Here is an 18,359-nt window from a genome sequence, read left to right as displayed (position 1 = left end):
CTGCCCCGACCCCCGTCAAGCATTTTGTGAAAGAACTCTCACCCGAGTTCGGTCCGGCACGATCCCCGACACGACGAAGGGGCGGATGCCACAGCATCCGCCCCCGTGAGTCTCGCGGCCCGGGCTACTGGCCGATGGCGCCGTCCGCCTTGTCGCGCAACTCGTCGATCTTTCCGTCGACCGAGTCGGGTGCGACCTTCTTGGCGAGGTCGGCTGCGCCGTCGAGCACCTTGTCGCTGATCGACTCGGCCTGCTCACTGTGCAGGGCGTCGTCGATGCGCTCCTTGTTCTGCTCGAACAGTTCCTTGCCCTTGTTCACGATGTCGTCGAATCCCATAGGGTCCCCCTTCTCGGGCGCCACGGCGGCGTCCTGCACAAAGTATGGCCGCTGCCGACCGTGGGCACCAGACCCCGACGTCGGCGCGCCGGTGTCACGACGTCGGGGCCGGAGCATCCGGCCCCTGCCGACGCTGTGCGCGCGAGGGGCGGCCCGAGAGCCAGATGTACAGACCGAGGGCCACCAGCACGGCAGCGAGCACGAGCGCCCACCACGGGAAGCCCGGGCCGGCGGGCGGTGCCTGTGCGGCCTCGACGTCGTGCACGGGCGTCGGGGTGACGCGTTCACCGGTCACCAGGATGCGCTGGCTGTTGATGCCCAGCGGAGTGCAGGTGACGAGGGTGACCAGGTCTTTGCCGGGCACCGGGTTGAGCGACTGGGTCTGGTCGGGGTCGACCACCTGGGTGTTCGCGACGCGATAGGTGAGAACCTCGCCGAACACCGCGATGGTGAACGTGTCACCGATCTTGACCTTGTCGAGGTCGGTGAACAGGGTCGCCGAGGCCAGCCCGCGGTGGCCGGTGAGCACGGCGTGCGTGCCGATGCCGCCGACCGGCAGCGCAGTGCCCTCGAGGTGCCCGACGCCCTTGGCGAGGGTCTCGTCACTGGTGCCGTGGTACACCGGCAGGTCGACGCCGATCGACGGGATCTGGATGCGCGCCATCAGACCGTAGTCGTCGGCGTGCAGCAGCTTGGCGTAGTCGAAGTCGCCGGGCTTGTGTGCGGTGGATGCCTGTGGGATGCGCTCGTTGGCGGCGACCAGCGCGCCGCCGGTCAGTGACGCGTTGTAGGCGACGGCCTCGTCGATCGCGGCGTCGCGCACGTCGGGCCCGATCGAGGTGACCTCGCTGGTGTACGAGCTGACCTGGCGGGACTGCAGCAGGTCTGAGAACCAGCTTGCGGCGGCCGGGTAGAGCATGACGAGCACGCCGACCAGGGCGATCGCCGCGATGACCACCGACAGCCCCGACAGGCGCCATCTCGGGCGGCGTCGGCGCAGGGCCGGCTGGTCCGGCGGGGGCGCTGTCACGGTCACGGCATGCTCCTTCACAGGCATGTTCTCACGCACGGATGGGAGACGCCTTCGCGGCGCCTCCCATCCGGTGGTTCCGGATGCCACAGACCTGGGCCTGTGGCATCCGGTCACTGCGTCACTGCTGGTGCGTCGCCTGACGACGGCGGCTGTAGACCAGGAACGCGGCACCCGCGGCCATCAGCACCAGGGTGACCCCCGCGCCGACGAAGATCGCGGTTCCGCCGCCACCGGTCAGCGGCAGCTCGAAGGCCGGCACCTGCGGGTCGACGACGACGATCTGGCCGTTGGCCGTGCTGCCGGGCTTGACGGTGACCGCATGCGGCTTCTCGGGGGCGAAGCCGGCGGCGACGTCGAAACCGACCGGCGCCTCGGACTCGACGATGTAGTACGTGCTGGTACCGGTGCCGTTCTCACCGGTGCGCAGGCCGGCGATGTTCACGATGCCGTCCGCGTTCGACTCGAAGACGTCCTTGCCATTGATGCTCACCGGGTCTCCGGTGACGTGGCCGCTGGTGTCGACGGCGGAGTAGACCTGGAACTTGGCGCCCTTCAGAGCGTTGCCATCTGCGGTGCCAGCGACCTTCTTGAGCGTGAGCGAGCCCCAGTTGGTCTGCACCGTGTTGGAGTCGAAGTCCTTGCCGTTGACGTTGGTGACCGCGGTGTTCTGGATCTGGCCGTCGCCGACCGAGGTGACGGTGGTGGTGATGGTCACCGTGACCGTGCCACCGGCGTTCTTCTCAAGGATGCCCCGACCCTTGTCGGTGAAGGTGACCTTGAGCGGGTCGCCGGTGGTCACGGTGTAGTTTTCGTCCGAAAGCTCGACCGGGGTGCCGTGAGCGTCGGTCAGCGCGACCGTCACGCCCGTGGGCGTGAGGCGGCTGTCAAGGTCGTCGGTCACGACGAACGTGGTGATGCTGTTGCCCTGCGACACCGCGGGAACGGTGGTGTCGATCGTCCACGACACCGTCGAGCCCAGGCCGAGTGCCGTGCTGTCATCGACCGACTTGGTGGGCTGGCCCTGCACCATGTTCTTCGGGTACACGTTGAGCGTCGTCAGCCACGCGTCGTGGTTCGGGAACGGCAGGGTCACCAGGAACGGAGCGGTCGTGCCTACGGCGTTGGCGGGTGCCTTGGTCTCGGTCACCAGGTAGACGCCGAGCGGGAACTTTCCGGTGGCGAGGCCGCCGTCCTTCGTGGTGAGGACGGTGCCGGCGTCAAGGTGGTCCGCGACGTCGGCGGGCGTCAGACCCTTGGTCGCCTGCCAGCCCGCGGCCGTGGTCAGGTCAATGTTGTTCACGTGCGCGACGGTGAACTCGACGCCGTCGAGCGGCTTCGCGTCGCTCGGAACGGTCTGCTCGGTGCCGTCGTTGTCGAGGTCCCATGCGGGGTTCGGCTGCTCGTACTTGTGGATGTTGAGCGTGTAGCCACCGTCGGGCGCGGGCGGGACGTTGCCGACTTCCGCCGCCGAAGCGGGCATGGCGGCGGCGACCCCCATGAAACCGAGTGCCAGCGCGCCGGCGACGGCGATCGCGCGCCGCCCCAGACGGCTTGCGGTCTTGTGTGTGTTCATTCTCTCTCTTCTTCCCCAGTCAGAAGGGTTGTGGTGTGTGCCCCGAGGGGCGGTGTTGCTGTGTTGCAGGTGGATCGATCAGTTCATGCCCTGTTCGTCCTCGCCTTCCGCCGCCGCTGAACGACCAGCAGGGCAAGTGCGATCAGGAGTCCCCCGCCGCCCAAGGCGAGGAAGAGTTGGGTGCCGAGTCCGCCGGTGAGCGGCAGCGTGACCGCGGGCACCTCGGAGTTCACGAACCGGTAGTACGCGTGCTCGCCGGGTGCGACGCTGATCTTGGCGCCGGTGAGCACGGGCTCCCAGGCATTGGACTCGGCGTTCCACTTCTCGAGACTCAGCTGCAGGTACGGCGGCGTGGCACCCTGCCCGGCATACGTCTCACTGAGCGTGTAGTCCGTGCCCGGGCGCACCTCGACGGTGCTTGCCTGCGGCGCGTTCTGCGGGTCGGTGTCTGCACCCTTCACCGACTTCGTCGGCAGGTTCCAGGTGCTCGAGTCCGGCGTCGCCTTGAGCGTCCAGTCGGACGGGGCGAACTCCGCGTCCTGCACGTGCTTCAGGATGGTGAGCAGTGCGGTCGCGTTGGTGACGGTGCACGTGATCTTCGCCTGGTCAGCCGAGGCCGGAATCGCAACGGCTCCGTCCGTGACGGGAAGCGTCTGATCGCCGGCGCGGCATTGCCACTCGCCCGCTTGCGCATACAGTGCCGTCGCGTCGTCGGCACCGTCGACGAGTTCTTCGCTCAGTGCATACGTCTTGCCGGGGGTGACCAGCGCGGTCGCCGTCGTCGAGCCGGTGATTCCACGGGGGCCAGGCAGTGCGTCGGACGGCCCATCGGCAGAGAGCTTCCACTGGTCGGCGAGGTCCTTGTCGCCGAGCGAGATCTGCTTGACGAGAGTCAGCTCGGCCGCCAGAGGCTGGTTCACGTATCCGCACGCCACTCGGTCACCGGGCTTGATGCCGGGCACCGTCTGCGCGGCGGCTCCCGTGAGCGTCACGGTGCGTGGGTCACCCGCAAGCGGCGTGATGACGCACTGACCGGACACGAACTTCCAGCCGGGTTTCTGGTCCTCATGCACGGCGATCTCGGCGCTGGAGCCCGACGTGCCGAAGCGGATGGTCCAGGATGCCGTGCCCTTCGCGTCGGTGTTCTGTGTCGCCGGCGTGATGGGTGTGACGGTCCCGGACGTCGCCTTCGCGCTCAGTCCGACGGTCCAGTCCTTGCCGGGTGCCGCGTTCTTGCCGGCAGCATCCTTGACGGTCTTCGAGATCGTGACCGGCGTGCTCAGCGGGGTGTTCGTGAAGACGCAGGTGACTTCCACCCGCGACTGTCCCGTGACACTGGACGGCACAGCCACTTCACCCTGCGGCTTGTTCCCGGTGGCGATGCTCTTCCCGTTGTTGTCCAGGCACTCCCAGCCGGAGCCATACTCGCCGATACTCGATACCGAGCCCGGAGCCATGGCCTCGCCGATCGAATACGTCTGCCCGGCGAACACGGGAACTGCGTCGATCTTCTGGTCCTGCAGTCCGGTGGCGGTGCCCGACGTCGTCGCGGTCGCAATCTGCGTCATGCCCTTGGCCGCCGTCAGCGTGAACTGATCCGCGGGAGCGAGGCGCCCCTGCACGTTCTTCATCACCGTGAGTCGGGCGTTCGGAGTGTAGGTGTTGACGTAGGTGCAGGTGATCCGAGCTGCGTCCGGATCCGTCGTCGACAGGTCTCCGCTGAGCGTCAGCGAGTTGCCGTTCACGGAGCCGACGGGGTTGCCCACGCCGTCGCTGCACTGCAGGCTCGTGAAGCCCCAGGGGCTGGTCGGATTCGCTTCTGTGATCTTCACCGTCTGACCGACCACGAAGTCGTGGGTCACCGAGGCGGTGCCGGATGACCCGACCGCCGAGGGGCGGAGCGTGAAGTCTGTCGCCCACGGCGAGCCGGCGAGGTTGCTGCTCGAGTCGAACGAGAACGACGGGATGCTGTCGGGCGCGCCGTAGGGCGCTTCGGCCTGCTTGACGATCGTCAACGGGCGGATCTGCTGGATGGACGCATAGAGACACCCGTATGTGACAGTGTTCTCCTTGGTGCGGAATTGGTTGATCACGCCACCCACGTCGCTCGGCGTCGGCAAGCACGTGTTGTTGTTCCCCTGAGGCTCAGTGAACCCGGCAATGACCAGGGTGTAGGTCATTCCGTTGTAGGTGAACGTCTGGTCGGAAATCTGGTTGAGGAAGTTCACGAAGTCATCCGAGCAGCCCTTGCCAGAGCAGTCGTTGGGTGTTTCGTGCATCTGCCACTGGTATTGCAGCTGCATGTCGAGCAGTTTGACGTTCATGGAGCCGCGGAAGTACTCGTTCGCGGCACTCACCGGGTTGTTGCTGTGTGCCATTCTTCCGACGTTGAAGAGCTGACCCGGTGTGATGCTCGCAACCGAAGCAGGCGCGAATCCGAGGGCACTCTGATTCGAGAGATTGAGGTCGCCGCCCGACCTCGAGAGCAGGCCGTGAGCCGTCCATGCGGTACTGCCCGAGTTCACCCAAGCGGTGTAGCCATCGGAACGAGAACGATATGAGGGATACGAGTTCGTGCCGTTCGATCCGCCGGTGTTGCTGATCTCACCACTCGTTGTACGGTTCAACGCGGTGCCGTAGCGATAGTCGTCACTCGTCGTCGGATTGGCGCTACCGTTCAACGTGTACCCGACGTGCCCGCTCATCTGGGCTTGGATTCCGCCGGTCACCGGCACGGTCGCGGCGGAGGCCGAGGAGGCACCGGTCGTCAGCTGACCGATGGTGAAGGCAGACGCCAGTGCTGCGACGAGCGCCGTCACGACGCCGAACGAAAGCGGACGGATTCCCGGTCGACGAGCAGACGTCGTCGAATGACGCGCGAAAGCGAACAACAGATCTTCCCCAGAAAGCTCTGAAAACAGTCCGCGCGGTGCGGACCCCCAGTGACCGGCTCCCAGCACGAGGTTCCCCAGAACCTCGAACACCGATCACGCTGAATCTAGGGGAGGGACGTGACGCGTGTCAAATCCGGTCGCCCGGCGTGTCGGGGCCGGCCGCGCGGCCCCTCGCTCGCCGTCCGAACCGTCGCGTCGCGTGCCGACCGACCGTGCCGCTCCCGCTGCCACGGGCCGGCATGACGGATGCCACGGGGCCAGGCCCCGTGGCATCCGTCGCCTCAGCGGTTATCGGTTCGACGCCTCACGACGCCGGCCGGCGACCAGGAGCGCGACGCCCGCGGCCACGAGCACCAGCGTGATGCCCGCGCCGACGAAGATCGCGGTTCCGCCGCCGCCGGTCAGCGGCAGCTCGAACGCCGGCACCTTGGGGTCGAGCACCATCACCGGCGCGGACGGCGCGGCCGGACCGGGGATGACCGTCACGGCCTTGCCGGTCTGGTACGCGGTGTCGATGTCGTAGCCGACCGGCGCCTTCGTCTCGACGACCCAGTAGGTCGTGCCGCCCGTGGCGGCCTTCAGGCCCGGGATCTGCACGAGGCCGTTCGCACCCGACGTGAACGTCGTGCGCTCGGCACCGTCGACCAGCACGGCGACCGGGTTGCGCCCGGCCGCGGCATCCTGCGCACTGCGGAACACCTGGAACTCGGCGCCGGCCAGCGTCATCGAGACGTCATCCCGGTCGACCTTCTTCAGCAACAGCGAACCCCACGTGGTGTGCACCGACTCGGTGGTCATCCGGGTGCCGTCGATCTCGACGATCGCGCTGTTCGGGATGTCACCGTCACCGCCGATGCCGGTCACCGCGGTCGGGATCTTCACCGACACGACGCCGCCCTGGTGGTCGGACGTGCTCAGCAGCGCCCGCCCCGCAGCGGTGAATGCCACGACGACCTTCGGGCCGTTCACCGTCACCGAGTAGTGGTTCGCGCTCAGCGGCACGTTCACGCCCTTCACCGCGAACGTGACCGCCACGTCCTTCGCCGCCGGCGCAGCCAGCCGGCCGTCGAGCGTGTCGCTGACGGTGAAACTGCGCACGGTCTGCTCGGGCGCCAGGTTCGGCACCGTGGCGGTCACGGTCCAGGTGACCGTGTCACCCAACCCGGTCGCACCCGAGTCGTCCACCGTCTTGTGCGGGTCGGAGGCCACGACGTTCTTCGGATACACGTTGAGCGTGGTCAGCCACCCGCCCGCGTGCGGGAACGGCAGCGTCACCAGGAACGGCGCCGCCTTGCCGACGACGTTCGCCGGAGCCTTGGCCTCGGTCACCAGGTACACGCCCATCTCGGCGAAGGAGCCTGTGGCCAGCCCCGTGCGATCGGTGGTGAGCGTGCGCGCGGTGCCGAGGTCGCCCGGGGCGATGTCGCCCGGCTTCAGTCCCTCGGTGGCCTTCCACCCCGCGTTGGTGGTCAGGTCGATGTTCGTCACCTTCTGCACGGTGAACTCGACGCCGCCGATCGGCTTCGCGCCGCTGGGCACGGTCTGCGCGGTGCCGTCGTTCGGCAGGTCCCAGCCCGGGTTGGGCTGCTCGTACTTGTGGATGTCGAGGGAGTACGGCCCCTTCGGCAGGTTCGGCACCTCGGCGGCCGAGGCCGGCGCTCCCACGGCGACCAGTCCCATCAGGCCCACCGCGATCGCGCCGGAAGCGGCGACCGCGCGCGTGAGCAGGCGGTGTTTCGTGTTGTCGTTCATTGTGTTCATTCCCCAGTCAGAATCCGGTCTCTCGCCCGGTCGGGCGCGGACATTGCGTTGTCTGTGTCACATCAGGCCGCCGTCACTGTGCGTCCCTTCTCGCGCGGCGGCGCTGCACCGCCAGCAGCGCCAGCGCGATCGCCAATCCGCCGCCGCCCAGCACGACGAACAGCAGGCTGCCGGTCCCGCCGGTCAGCGGCAGGGTCACCGCCGGCACCGCCTCGTTCACGAACCGGTACACGGCGTGCTCGCCCGGCGCCACGCGCACGGTCGCGTCGGTGACATCCACCCACGCTGCACCGTCCCAGCGCTGCAGCCTCGTCTGCAGGTAGGGCACGTCGGCACCGGATGCCGCGGCGCCCAGCTGCTCGCTGAGGCGGTACTCCCAGTCGGGTCGCACCTCGACGGTCTGTGCGCTCAGGTCGACCCCCGCACCCGGGGTGAGGTCGGCGCCGGTCACGGTGGCGGCGGTCAGGCCGCCCATCGCGGCGGGGGTGCCGGTCAGCTCGAACCACTCGGGCTGCAGGCCCGTGCCGGCCACATGCTTGAGCAGGGTCAGCCGTGCCGTGGTGTTCGTGACCGTGCAGGTCACGTTCTGGCCCGGCTGCAGCGTCACGGTGTGCGCGCCGTCGACGGGTACGACACCCTGGGTGCGGTCGTCGACGCACATCCACGGCCGGTCCGCGGCCGGCACGTAGGTCGCCGGGCCGCCGCTTTCGGCGAGCGTGTAACGGATGCCACTGACGACGGGCCCGGTCACCCCGGTGGTGCCGCTCAGACCGGCGCCGCCGGTGCCGCCGGGCGGGGTCGCGGTGAGCGTCCACAGTCGGGGGTCTGCGCTGCCGTCCACCTTCTTGACCAGCGTCAGCCGCTGGTCGCACGTGACGGTGTTGGTCACGCTGACCGTGGTGTGCGTCTGTGTGAGCTGCACACTGCCCACGGGCAGGTTCACCGGCTTTCCGTTCAGCTCGGTGATGGTGCCGGCACTCGCCGTGCACTGCCGACCGCCGGGCAGGGTGACCTGCTCGGACAGGGTCGTGGACTGCCCCACCAGGTAACCGGTGCGGGGCTTGCCCCACGGCTGATCGGTGGCACCTGTGCCGGCGGGGCCGGTGAGCTTCAGCTGCGCCGAGAACCCGTCGGGTTGGGCGCCCTCGTCGTAGGCGGTGCCGTCGATCACCCAGGTCTTGTCGACGGTGATGTCTGCGGCGCGCGACTCGCGGTTGCGCACGGTGCAGTCCACGGCGTCGTGCAGCCCGACGCCGACAGTCCACGTGTTCGTGCCCGGCTCGTGCGTCGGGGTGGCGCCCGTGCACACCACGCTGTCGAAGACCCAGCCGTCCTTGGGCGTCTCGGTGAAGGTCACCGTGGCGCGCTGGCCCTCTTCGGTGAAGCGCTGGATCCAGGTGGCGGATCCCCCCGCGGGGGTCGTGCCGTCCGAACCGGGCGCGGCGCTGAGCGTGCCGTCGCCGCTGCGCGTGGCGTCGAAGTGCCATCCGCCCGCCAGCGGACGCTCGGTGCCGAGCGCCGACACCTCGGTCTTGTCGACGCTGAGCGGCACCTGGCAGGTCAGACCCAGTGCGATCTTGGCGAGCTTGGTCTCCAATTGCTCCCATTCCGCGATGAAATAGTCCTCGCCGTCGCGCTTTCCTGAAATCGCCTGCAGGTTCGTGTCCGACCCCTTCGGAAGGGCGACGCCGACCGCCAATACGGGCATTCCGGCGTTCTTCACGGCATTCGCCGACAGCACGGCATTCTCGACGTGCATGACGCGCACACTGTCGGCCGCGTGCGAACGACTTGCGGTCGGTGCACCATCGGTGACCATCAGCACCACATCGTTGTGGCGTTCGGATGCGAGCTGCAACGCGGCATCCCAGTTCGTCGCCGCTGCGTAATTGTGCGTGTTCAGCAGGTAGTCCGACAGCCGGTTCGCCAGCGCGCTGCTCGCGGGGCCGCTGAGGTTCGGCTGTGCCGTCGCCGTGCTGTGGAACGTGATCGTGTCGATCGAGATCTGCCCCTGCTGGTGGGCCAGGGCGTTCACGAGCGCCTTGATCGCGGCGGCGTAACTGCGTGCCTCGGTCGCGTCGATCGAGCTCGACAGGTCGAGCACGAGGCCGACCGTCAGGCCCCCGGAACAGGTGGGTGCCACGGTCGGGTTGACCAGTCCGTTCACGGTCGTGCCGATGCCGGCGAGGTCGGTGCCCACACCCGACGTGCGCGGCACGCTGATGTGCGCACCCGAGGCGACCTTGCCCGCGCTGCCCGGGTAGGGCTTGGCGGTGAGGTTGCCGGTGGCACCGCCCGTGGCGATCTCGCCGAGCGCATAGGTGCCGGCTGCGGCCTTGTCTTCGACCACCCAGTAGGTGCGGTTCACGTGGTCGGCCGGCACGGTGATGTCGCACGAACGGGCCCCGGTGCCGACCGTGCAGGTGGCCCAGCTGTCGGTGACGGCCGCACCGGGTGCGCCGTGGGTGTCGTCGTGCAGCCGGAAGGTGGCGCCCTGCAGGTGCTCGGTGCTGTTGCGCAACACCTGCGTGTGCACCGTGATCGTGGCGGGCTTGGCCGCCGGGCGCGCGGCGGGCGCCTTCGAGGGGGTGGGCGTCGCGAGGGCGGCACCGCCGGTTGGGCCACCCGCGTCAGGCGTCTCGGCGTCGGTGTCGGTCTCGCCGACCTCGGCCGGCTGCCCGGGCGCGGCCGGCTGCTCAGGCGCGGCCGGCCGCTCGGCCTCGGCCGGCGCCGGGTCGGTGGCCGGCGGCGCCGGCTGCGGGTGAATCGGGATCGACGGCGCTGTCGGTGGCGTGCCGTCGTCGAGCGCGATCGCCGCCGAGGTTCCCCCGCCGATCAGCAGCGCGGTGACGGCGATCGATGCGATGCCGCCGCGCATCCAATACCGGCGCCGTAATGATCTGCTTTCTTTTTCACGGCGCATTTCGTCGCACGTCGGTGGAAAGCTGTGTGGTGTGCCTATCGACATATCCCTGACCCCAGTCTCGGGTGTGCGCACGGAATTCATGCGTCACCGAATCGCCGACGAATGTGCCTGGACCTCCCAGAACCCGTGGCCCGTCGAACACTTCCACCTTATGTGCGGGGCATTGCGATACGGCCCGGAGCTATATGCATAATGCCTGTGCAGACATCGCGTCTTCGCTGACAGGAGCTTAGAGCGTAAACAATTGAGTGCGCGGGCTCTCCGCTCCGGGCGCGGACATGCGAAAGGGGCCGGATCCCGAAGGATCCGGCCCCTGACGGTTCAGTCGCGCAGGACTTACTTGATGATCTTGGTCACCGTGCCGGCGCCGACGGTGCGGCCACCCTCACGGATCGCGAAGCCGAGGCCCTCTTCCATGGCGATCGGCTGGATCAGGTCCACCTTCATGTCGGTGGTGTCACCGGGCATGACCATCTCGGTGCCCTCGGGCAGCGTGATGACACCGGTCACGTCGGTGGTGCGGAAGTAGAACTGCGGACGGTAGTTCGTGTAGAAGGGGTTGTGGCGGCCACCCTCGTCCTTCGACAGGATGTACGCGGTGCCCTCGAACTCGGTGTGCGGGGTCACCGAACCCGGCTTGGCGACGACCTGGCCGCGCTCGACCTCGTCACGCTTGGTGCCGCGCAGCAGCAGACCACAGTTCTCGCCGGCCCAGGCCTCGTCGAGCTGCTTGTGGAACATCTCGATACCGGTGACGGTCGTCTTCTGCGTCGGGCGCAGACCCACGATCTCGACCTCGGAGTTGATGGCCAGGGTGCCACGCTCGGCACGGCCGGTGACGACGGTGCCACGACCGGTGATCGTGAACACGTCCTCGATCGGCATCAGGAACGGCTTGTCGCGGTCACGCACCGGGTCGGGCACGTTGTCGTCGACGGCCTGCATGAGGTCGAGGATCGACTGCGTCCACTTCTCGTCGCCCTCGAGCGCCTTCAGCGCCGAGACGCGCACGACCGGGGCGTCCTCGGCGAAGCCCTGGCTGGCCAGCAGCTCACGGACCTCGAGCTCGACGAGCTCAAGGATCTCTTCGTCGTCGACCGCGTCGGACTTGTTCAGCGCGACCAGCAGGTACGGCACGCCGACCTGCTTGGCCAGCAGCACGTGCTCGCGGGTCTGCGCCATCGGGCCGTCGGTCGCCGCGACCACGAGGATCGCGCCGTCCATCTGAGCGGCACCGGTGATCATGTTCTTGACGTAGTCGGCGTGGCCCGGGGCGTCCACGTGAGCGTAGTGGCGCTTCGGGGTCTCGTACTCGATGTGCGAGATGTTGATGGTGATACCGCGCTGACGCTCTTCCGGAGCCGAGTCGATCGACGAGAAGTCGCGCACGACGTTCACGTCCGACGGGTACTTGTCGGCAAGCACCTTGGAGATCGCGGCAGACAGCGTGGTCTTGCCGTGGTCGACGTGACCGATCGTTCCGATGTTCACGTGCGGCTTGGTCCGCTCGAACTTGGCCTTAGCCACTGGGTCCTCCTCAGGACGGTCGTGTAGGGAATCCGGGCACTGGATTGCGACCGGCTCGCTACGGGGATGTCTCTCAGTGTAATAGAGAGGGTTCTGGTTCTTTGATGTGAAGTTGTCGGGGGTGGATGCCGCGGGCCGGGCGATCGTTCACGCGCAGGCCCGCGGCATCCGGGCGATCACTCGCCCTTGTTCTTCTGGATGATCTCGTCGGCCACGGCGCGAGGAACCTCGGCGTAGCTGTCGAACTCCATCGAGTAGACGGCACGGCCACTGGTCTTCGACCGCAGGTCGCCGATGTAGCCGAACATCTCGGACAGCGGCACGAGCGCGCGCACGACCTTCACGCCCTGCGCGTCCTCCATGGCCTGGATCTGCCCGCGACGGCTGTTCAGGTCGCCGATGACGTCGCCCATGTACTCCTCGGGCGTACGCACCTCGACGGCCATGAGCGGCTCGAGCAGCACCGGGTTCGCCTTGCGGACGGCCTCTTTGAAGCCCATCGAACCGGCGATCTTGAACGCCATCTCGGACGAGTCGACGTCGTGCGACGCGCCGTCCATGAGGGTGGCCTTCACACCGACCATCGGGTAGCCGGCCAGCACGCCGACCTGCATGGCGTCCTGGAAGCCCTGGTTGGTGGGCTCGATGTACTCGCGCGGGATGCGGCCACCGGTGACCTTGTTCTCGAACTCGTACGTCTTCTCGGCCGTGACCTCGAGCGGCTCGAGCGCGAACTGGATCTTCGCGAACTGGCCCGAACCACCGGTCTGCTTCTTGTGGGTGTAGTCGTGACGCTCGACGGCCTTGCGGATCGTCTCGCGGTACGCCACCTGGGGCTTTCCGACGTTGGCCTCGACCTTGAACTCGCGCTTCATGCGGTCGACCAGGATGTCGAGGTGCAGCTCGCCCATGCCCTTGATCACGGTCTGGCCGGTCTCGGCGTTCTGCTCGACGCGGAACGTCGGGTCCTCTTCGGCCAGCTTCTGGATCGCGATGCCCAGCTTCTCCTGGTCGGCCTTGGTCTTGGGCTCGATGGCCACCTCGATGACCGGCTCGGGGAAGGTCATCGACTCCAGCACCACCGGCGCGCCCGGGTCGGCCAGGGTGTCACCGGTGGTGGTGTCCTTCAGGCCGATGACGGCGTAGATGTGACCGGCGGTCACCGAGTCGACCGGGTTCTCCTTGTTGGCGTGCATCTGGAAGATCTTTCCGATGCGCTCCTTCTTGCCCTTGGTCGCGTTGATCACCTGCGCGCCCGAGTCGATGTGACCCGAGTACACGCGCACGTAGGTGAGACGGCCGAAGAACGGGTGGACGGCGATCTTGAACGCCAGCGCGGCGAACGGCTCGTCGCGGCTCGGGTGGCGCTCGATGATCTTCTCTTCGTCCTTCGGGTCGTGGGCCTCGATGGCCGGCACGTCCTCGGGCGAAGGCAGGTAGTCCACCACCGCGTCGAGCATCGGCTGCACGCCGCGGTTCTTGAACGCCGAACCGCACAGCACCGGGTACAGCTCGCCGGCGACGGTCATCTTGCGGATGGCGCCCTTGATCTCGGCGACCGACAGCTCCTCACCGCCGAAGTACTTCTCGAGCAGGTGCTCGTCGGACTCGGCGACGGTCTCGAGCAGCTTCTCGCGGTACTCGGCGGCTTTGTCGGCGAGGTCGGCGGGGATCTCCTGCACCTCGTACTTGGCGCCCATGGTCACGTCGCCCTTGGCGTCGCCGGGCCACACCAGGGCCCGCATCTCGACCAGGTCGACGACGCCGACGAAGTCGTTCTCGGCGCCGATCGGCAGCTGCAGCACGAGCGGCTTGGCCTTGAGTCGGTTCACGATCGTCGAGACCGTGAAGTAGAAGTCGGCGCCCAGCTTGTCCATCTTGTTGACGAAGCAGATGCGCGGCACGTCGTACTTGTCGGCCTGGCGCCACACCGTCTCGGACTGGGGCTCCACACCCTCCTTGCCGTCGAACACCGCGACCGCGCCGTCGAGCACGCGCAGCGAACGCTCCACCTCGACGGTGAAGTCGACGTGGCCGGGCGTGTCGATGATGTTGATCTGGGTGCCGTTCCAGAAGCAGGTCACCGCGGCGGAGGTGATGGTGATGCCGCGTTCCTGCTCCTGCTCCATCCAGTCGGTGGTGGCGGCACCGTCGTGCGTCTCGCCGATCTTGTGGTTGACGCCCGTGTAGAAGAGGATGCGCTCGGTCGTCGTCGTCTTGCCGGCATCGATGTGCGCCATGATGCCGATGTTGCGGACCTTCTTGAGGTCGGTGAGCACGTCTTGTGCCACGGGATGTCTTCCTTGTCTTTACTCGGTCGCCCGGCGAGCGGCGTCAGCCGCGGGTCGAAACGCGTCTCGACCCGGCCCTGCGGGCCTCGCGGGCGACCGGGGGATGTGTGTTACCAGCGGTAGTGGGCGAACGCGCGGTTCGATTCGGCCATCTTGTGGGTGTCTTCGCGGCGCTTGACCGCGGCACCCAGGCCGTTCGAGGCGTCGAGGATCTCGTTCTGCAGACGCTCGGTCATGGTCTTCTCGCGACGCCCCTTGGCGTAGCTGACCAGCCACCGCAGCGCCAGCGTGTTGGCGCGGTGCGGCTTGACCTCGACCGGAACCTGGTAGGTCGAGCCGCCGACGCGGCGGCTCTTGACCTCGAGGGTGGGGCGCACGTTGTCGAGCGCCTTCTTCAGCGTGGCGACGGCGTCCTGACCGCTCTTGGCCTCGACGCCCTGCAGGGCGCCGTAGACGATCGACTCGGCGAGGGACTTCTTGCCGTCGACGAGGATCTTGTTGACCAGCTGCGAGACGACGGGCGCGCCGTAGACCGGGTCGTTGACGACGGGACGCTTGGGGGCGGGACCCTTACGAGGCATCTATCTCAACCCTTCTTCGCGCCGTAGCGGGACCGAGCCTGCTTACGGTTCTTCACGGCCTGGGTGTCCAGGGCGCCGCGGACGATCTTGTAGCGCACACCCGGCAGGTCCTTGACACGGCCGCCGCGCACGAGCACCAGCGAGTGCTCCTGCAGGTTGTGGCCCTCGCCGGGGATGTACGCAGTGACCTCGGTGCCGTTGCGGAGCTTGACACGGGCGACCTTGCGCATGGCCGAGTTGGGCTTCTTGGGCGTGGTGGTGTACACGCGGGTGCACACGCCCGCCTGCTGCGGGTTCGACTTCAGCGCCGGCGCCTTGGTCTTGGAGACCTTCGGCGTGCGCCCCTTGCGAACCAACTGCTGAATGGTTGGCACGTTCTTCCTTCTCTGTTGTGCTGCACGGTGACAGCTTCGTGTCTCCCCCGCGGCATCCGATCTGCTGATCCGGTGTCGCGGGCTCACGTGGACCCACCGGGCCCGACGCGATCGCGTCGCGCGTGTCGTGGTGGATATGCCGTGGGGGTGACCTGTTCGCAGGCCGGTCCCTGAGATGTGCGGCCCGGGCCCCCGCTTCCGCCCCGACTTGCGAAGGCACGGCACAAGGAGCGCATGAGCGCACACCCGGTCAATGATACGCGCCGGAGGGCGGGGCGGTCAAACGCGCGGCGGTGCCGCCTCAGGGGATGGGCGGGATGCCGGACAGCAGCGCGATCGCGCCGGCGACCACGACGATCAGCACGACGAGGGCACCGGCCAGCAGCAGCGCCGTGCGGCGCCGGCGGCGGACGGCGCTGCCCGCGACGGGGACGTCGGTACCGACGGACGGCGCGCTGCGCGCCGGCACCGGGGCGCGCTCGAGCGGGGCGGGCTCGGGCGGGCGCGGCCGGTAGATGGCCTGGGCGGCGGTGCCGCCGGTGGCGGCGCGGGTGGATGCCGGGGGTACAGGCCGCCGGGTCGGGTCGGGCGCCACGCGGTCGCCGGTGACGAGGTCGGGCACGCTGCGCGGCGGCGCCGCGGCGGCGCGATGCGTGGCGCGGCGGGGACTGGCAAACCGGGGCGGTTCGGTGCGTCGCCGGGTGACGACGGTGTCGTCCGAGGCGGCGCCCAGCCGCAGCGCGTCGTCGGGGTCGAGCGGTTGCGAGGCGGTCGGCGGGCGGTCGGCCGGCCCGGGCGCCCTCTCCCGGTGCACCGTGATGTCGAGGTCGTGGGGATCGTCCCGGTCCCGCCGATCGCCGGGCACGGCGGCGCGGCGGGGCCGCCGGGCGACGACGAGCGTCTGGTCGGCGAGGGCGATCTCGTCGGCGGAGGGCCCGCTGCCGCGTCGATGCCGCACGAGAGTGTCGTCGGTGTCTTCGATGTCGTCGGGCAGGATCGGGATGCCGCGGCGGCGCACCACGACGGTCTCATCGTCGGGATCGACTCCGGCGGTGGTGCCGGGATGGTCGATGCCGGCGGTGGTGCCGGGCGCAGTCTGCGGCATCGGGCCGGGATCGGCGCCGTGGCGGCGCGGTCCGGGTGTCTCGCTCTGCGGAGCGGCGGCGGTGCGTCGGCGCGGACCCGGGTCACCGGCTCCGGCCTCGCCTGCCCCGGCGGTGCCGCGGCGGCGGGGGCCGGTGGCATCCGTCGTCTCGGTGTCGTCGGGCAGGATCGGGATGCCGCGTCGGCGCGGTCCGGGGGCGTCGTCGGGCGAGGGGTCGCCGATCATGTCACACGCCTTCGCGCACCAGGGACAGTTCCGCGTCGCCGAGCAGGAAGCGCTCGACGATCGGCATCGGGCGGCCGGGGGCGACCTCGATCTCGGTGCCGTCGTCGTCGATGAGCACCACCCCGTTGGTGGAGTCGAGGTCGGTGATCACCCAGGTGCCGCCGTCCAGCTCGAGACGCGCGTGCGTCTTGGACATGGTGCGGGTCTCGTCGGCGATCGGCACGAGCTGAGCGGCGGGGAACGCCGGGTCGAAGCTCGGCCGGCGGCCGAGGACGAGCACCTCTTGATGCACGGGGATCGGTGCGCCCAGCGGCGGCAGCAGCACCCAGGCCGGGCGCTTGCGGGCGGCGATGACGGTCTCGTCGAAGACCGCGTCGGCCTCCGGCGGCTCGGGCAGCTCGGGCTCGCCGCGCAGGGCCGACACGGACGAGCGGGCCGACATCGGCGCGCCGAGCACGGGGGCGCCCGCGACCGCCGAGACCTCGCCCGACGTGTCGGAGAACCCGTAGGGTTCGGCCGGGCGCAGCGTCGACGGCTCGGCCGGCACCGGAGCCCAGGGGTCGCCCGCGGCGGGTGCCGGGGCGTACGGGTCGGCCGGAGCGCCCGCGGCAGGTGCCGGGGCGTACGGGTCCGCCGGGGTGCCTGTGGCGGGTGCCGGAGCGTACGGGTCGGGCAGGGCGCCGGCGGCCGGTGCCGGGGCGTACGGGTCCGCCGGGGTGCCTGTGGCGGGGGCCGGAGCGTACGGGTCGGGCAGGGCGCCGGCGGCCGGTGCCGGGGCGTACGGGTCCGCCGGGGTACCGGCGGCGGGGGCCGGGGCGTACGGGTCGGGTGTGTACCGCGGCGGTGCCGAGTCGAACACGGCGGGGGCGTACGGCGGCGCGGCCGGGCGGTCGGCCGCGGCGTCGGCAGGGTGCGCGGCGGCGGCACCTGCCGCGGGCCGGGGTGTGGCATCCGTCGCCTCGCCGGAGGCGGGAACGGCCGGCCGCGGCGCCACCGCCGGCGGGTACACGGCGGCCGAGTCGGTGTCGGTGCCGACCTCGTCGGGCGAGATCAGCACGGGCTCACGGCCGGGCACGGTGTGCAGCGGCACGCCCGGCACCGGGGCAGCGGCCGCACCCGGTCGCGGCCCGGTCACCCCGGGCACGCTGCTGACCGGCTCGGCCGGGGCCGCCGGCCGGGGCGGCAGCGGAGGCATCGGCGGCACCGGTGTGGCCGCCACCTGCGGGGCGTATGCCAGGTCCGCGTCGCCGGATGCCGCCTGCCACGCGAGAGCGCGCGGTGCGCCCGGCGCGTGCGCCGCCGGCTGCGCTTGGCCGCGCACCGGCCCGGCGCGATGCGTGGGCGCGGCGCCGACCCAGCGTGCGCTCGAGAAGCCCACCACGCTCGCCCACACCGGGAACAGCAGTGCGGCCAGCACCGTCATGCCCGCGCCGTACCCGAACCCGATGTTGAGCTTGTGGCAGGTGATCACCACGAGCACATAGACCACGACGTTCGCCACCGGCACCAGTGAGAGCAGCGCCAGCCATCCGCTGAATCCGCCCAGCTGCAGCAGGGTGGCGATGTTGTAGAGCGGCACCCACGCCTTCCAGCCCTCTTCGCCGGTCTTGCGGAACACGGCCTGCAGCGCGAGTGCCACCCAGACGTAGACGACGACGGTCAGCAGCAGCGACACGAGGACGGACCCGGTGGCTGCGGCGGCGATGGTGCTGTCGTTCATGATTGCGCGGAC

Annotated in this window: 12 protein-coding genes; all 12 read right to left on the bottom strand. The window is 69.3% G+C overall.

Annotation, left to right across the window (positions count from 1 at the left end; translation table 11 throughout):
* Window positions 1-124: 124 nt before the first annotated feature.
* Entirely contained in the window at window positions 125-337 is a 213-nt protein-coding gene (locus H577_RS0108805; protein ID WP_029145652.1) for an antitoxin, read from the bottom strand.
* 94 nt (window positions 338-431) lie between these two features.
* Window positions 432-1,373, bottom strand: coding sequence for a class C sortase (locus tag H577_RS15765; RefSeq protein WP_084516029.1), 942 nt, complete (start codon window positions 1,371-1,373; stop codon window positions 432-434).
* Window positions 1,374-1,488: 115 nt separating this feature from the next.
* Window positions 1,489-2,943, bottom strand: a complete 1,455-nt coding sequence (locus H577_RS0108795; RefSeq protein WP_029145651.1) for a SpaH/EbpB family LPXTG-anchored major pilin — start codon at window positions 2,941-2,943, stop codon at window positions 1,489-1,491.
* Between the two features lie 83 nt (window positions 2,944-3,026).
* On the bottom strand, window positions 3,027-5,927 hold the full coding sequence (locus H577_RS0108790) for a choice-of-anchor K domain-containing protein (protein ID WP_156876596.1): 2,901 nt from the start codon (window positions 5,925-5,927) through the stop codon (window positions 3,027-3,029).
* Between the two features lie 198 nt (window positions 5,928-6,125).
* Entirely contained in the window at window positions 6,126-7,589 is a 1,464-nt protein-coding gene (locus tag H577_RS0108780) for a SpaH/EbpB family LPXTG-anchored major pilin (RefSeq protein ID WP_029145649.1), read from the bottom strand.
* 82 nt (window positions 7,590-7,671) lie between these two features.
* Complete coding sequence (locus tag H577_RS0108775) at window positions 7,672-10,476, bottom strand: vWA domain-containing protein (protein ID WP_029145648.1); 2,805 nt, start codon at window positions 10,474-10,476, stop codon at window positions 7,672-7,674.
* A 384-nt stretch (window positions 10,477-10,860) separates the two neighbouring features.
* A complete protein-coding gene (tuf, locus tag H577_RS0108770; RefSeq protein ID WP_029145647.1) occupies window positions 10,861-12,051 on the bottom strand; it encodes an elongation factor Tu in 1,191 nt (396 codons plus the stop codon).
* A 176-nt stretch (window positions 12,052-12,227) separates the two neighbouring features.
* Window positions 12,228-14,342, bottom strand: coding sequence for an elongation factor G (gene fusA / locus H577_RS0108765; protein ID WP_029145646.1), 2,115 nt, complete (start codon window positions 14,340-14,342; stop codon window positions 12,228-12,230).
* 110 nt (window positions 14,343-14,452) lie between these two features.
* On the bottom strand, window positions 14,453-14,923 hold the full coding sequence (gene rpsG / locus H577_RS0108760; protein ID WP_029145645.1) for a 30S ribosomal protein S7: 471 nt from the start codon (window positions 14,921-14,923) through the stop codon (window positions 14,453-14,455).
* Window positions 14,924-14,928: 5 nt separating this feature from the next.
* Window positions 14,929-15,297, bottom strand: coding sequence for a 30S ribosomal protein S12 (gene rpsL / locus H577_RS0108755; RefSeq protein WP_029145644.1), 369 nt, complete (start codon window positions 15,295-15,297; stop codon window positions 14,929-14,931).
* Window positions 15,298-15,598: 301 nt separating this feature from the next.
* Entirely contained in the window at window positions 15,599-16,627 is a 1,029-nt protein-coding gene (locus H577_RS0108750; RefSeq protein ID WP_029145643.1) for a hypothetical protein, read from the bottom strand.
* A gap of 1 nt (window position 16,628) precedes the next feature.
* Window positions 16,629-18,347, bottom strand: coding sequence for a DUF5684 domain-containing protein (locus tag H577_RS0108745; protein ID WP_051191888.1), 1,719 nt, complete (start codon window positions 18,345-18,347; stop codon window positions 16,629-16,631).
* Window positions 18,348-18,359: the final 12 nt, after the last annotated feature.

It is taken from the genome of Microbacterium luticocti DSM 19459 (assembly GCF_000422405.1).
GTDB lineage: Bacteria > Actinomycetota > Actinomycetes > Actinomycetales > Microbacteriaceae > Microbacterium > Microbacterium luticocti.
This window is presented reverse-complemented; position numbering and strand designations above follow the sequence as displayed.

Coding starts and splice junctions, on each gene's coding strand:
- H577_RS0108805 (WP_029145652.1), bottom strand. CDS start 337: ATGGGATTCGACGACATCGTGAACAAGGGCAAGGAACTGTTCGAGCAG.
- H577_RS0108795 (WP_029145651.1), bottom strand. CDS start 2,943: ATGAACACACACAAGACCGCAAGCCGTCTGGGGCGGCGCGCGATCGCC.
- H577_RS0108780 (WP_029145649.1), bottom strand. CDS start 7,589: ATGAACGACAACACGAAACACCGCCTGCTCACGCGCGCGGTCGCCGCT.
- H577_RS0108775 (WP_029145648.1), bottom strand. CDS start 10,476: ATGCGCGGCGGCATCGCATCGATCGCCGTCACCGCGCTGCTGATCGGC.
- rpsG (WP_029145645.1), bottom strand. CDS start 14,923: ATGCCTCGTAAGGGTCCCGCCCCCAAGCGTCCCGTCGTCAACGACCCG.
- H577_RS0108750 (WP_029145643.1), bottom strand. CDS start 16,627: ATGATCGGCGACCCCTCGCCCGACGACGCCCCCGGACCGCGCCGACGC.
- H577_RS0108745 (WP_051191888.1), bottom strand. CDS start 18,347: ATGAACGACAGCACCATCGCCGCCGCAGCCACCGGGTCCGTCCTCGTG.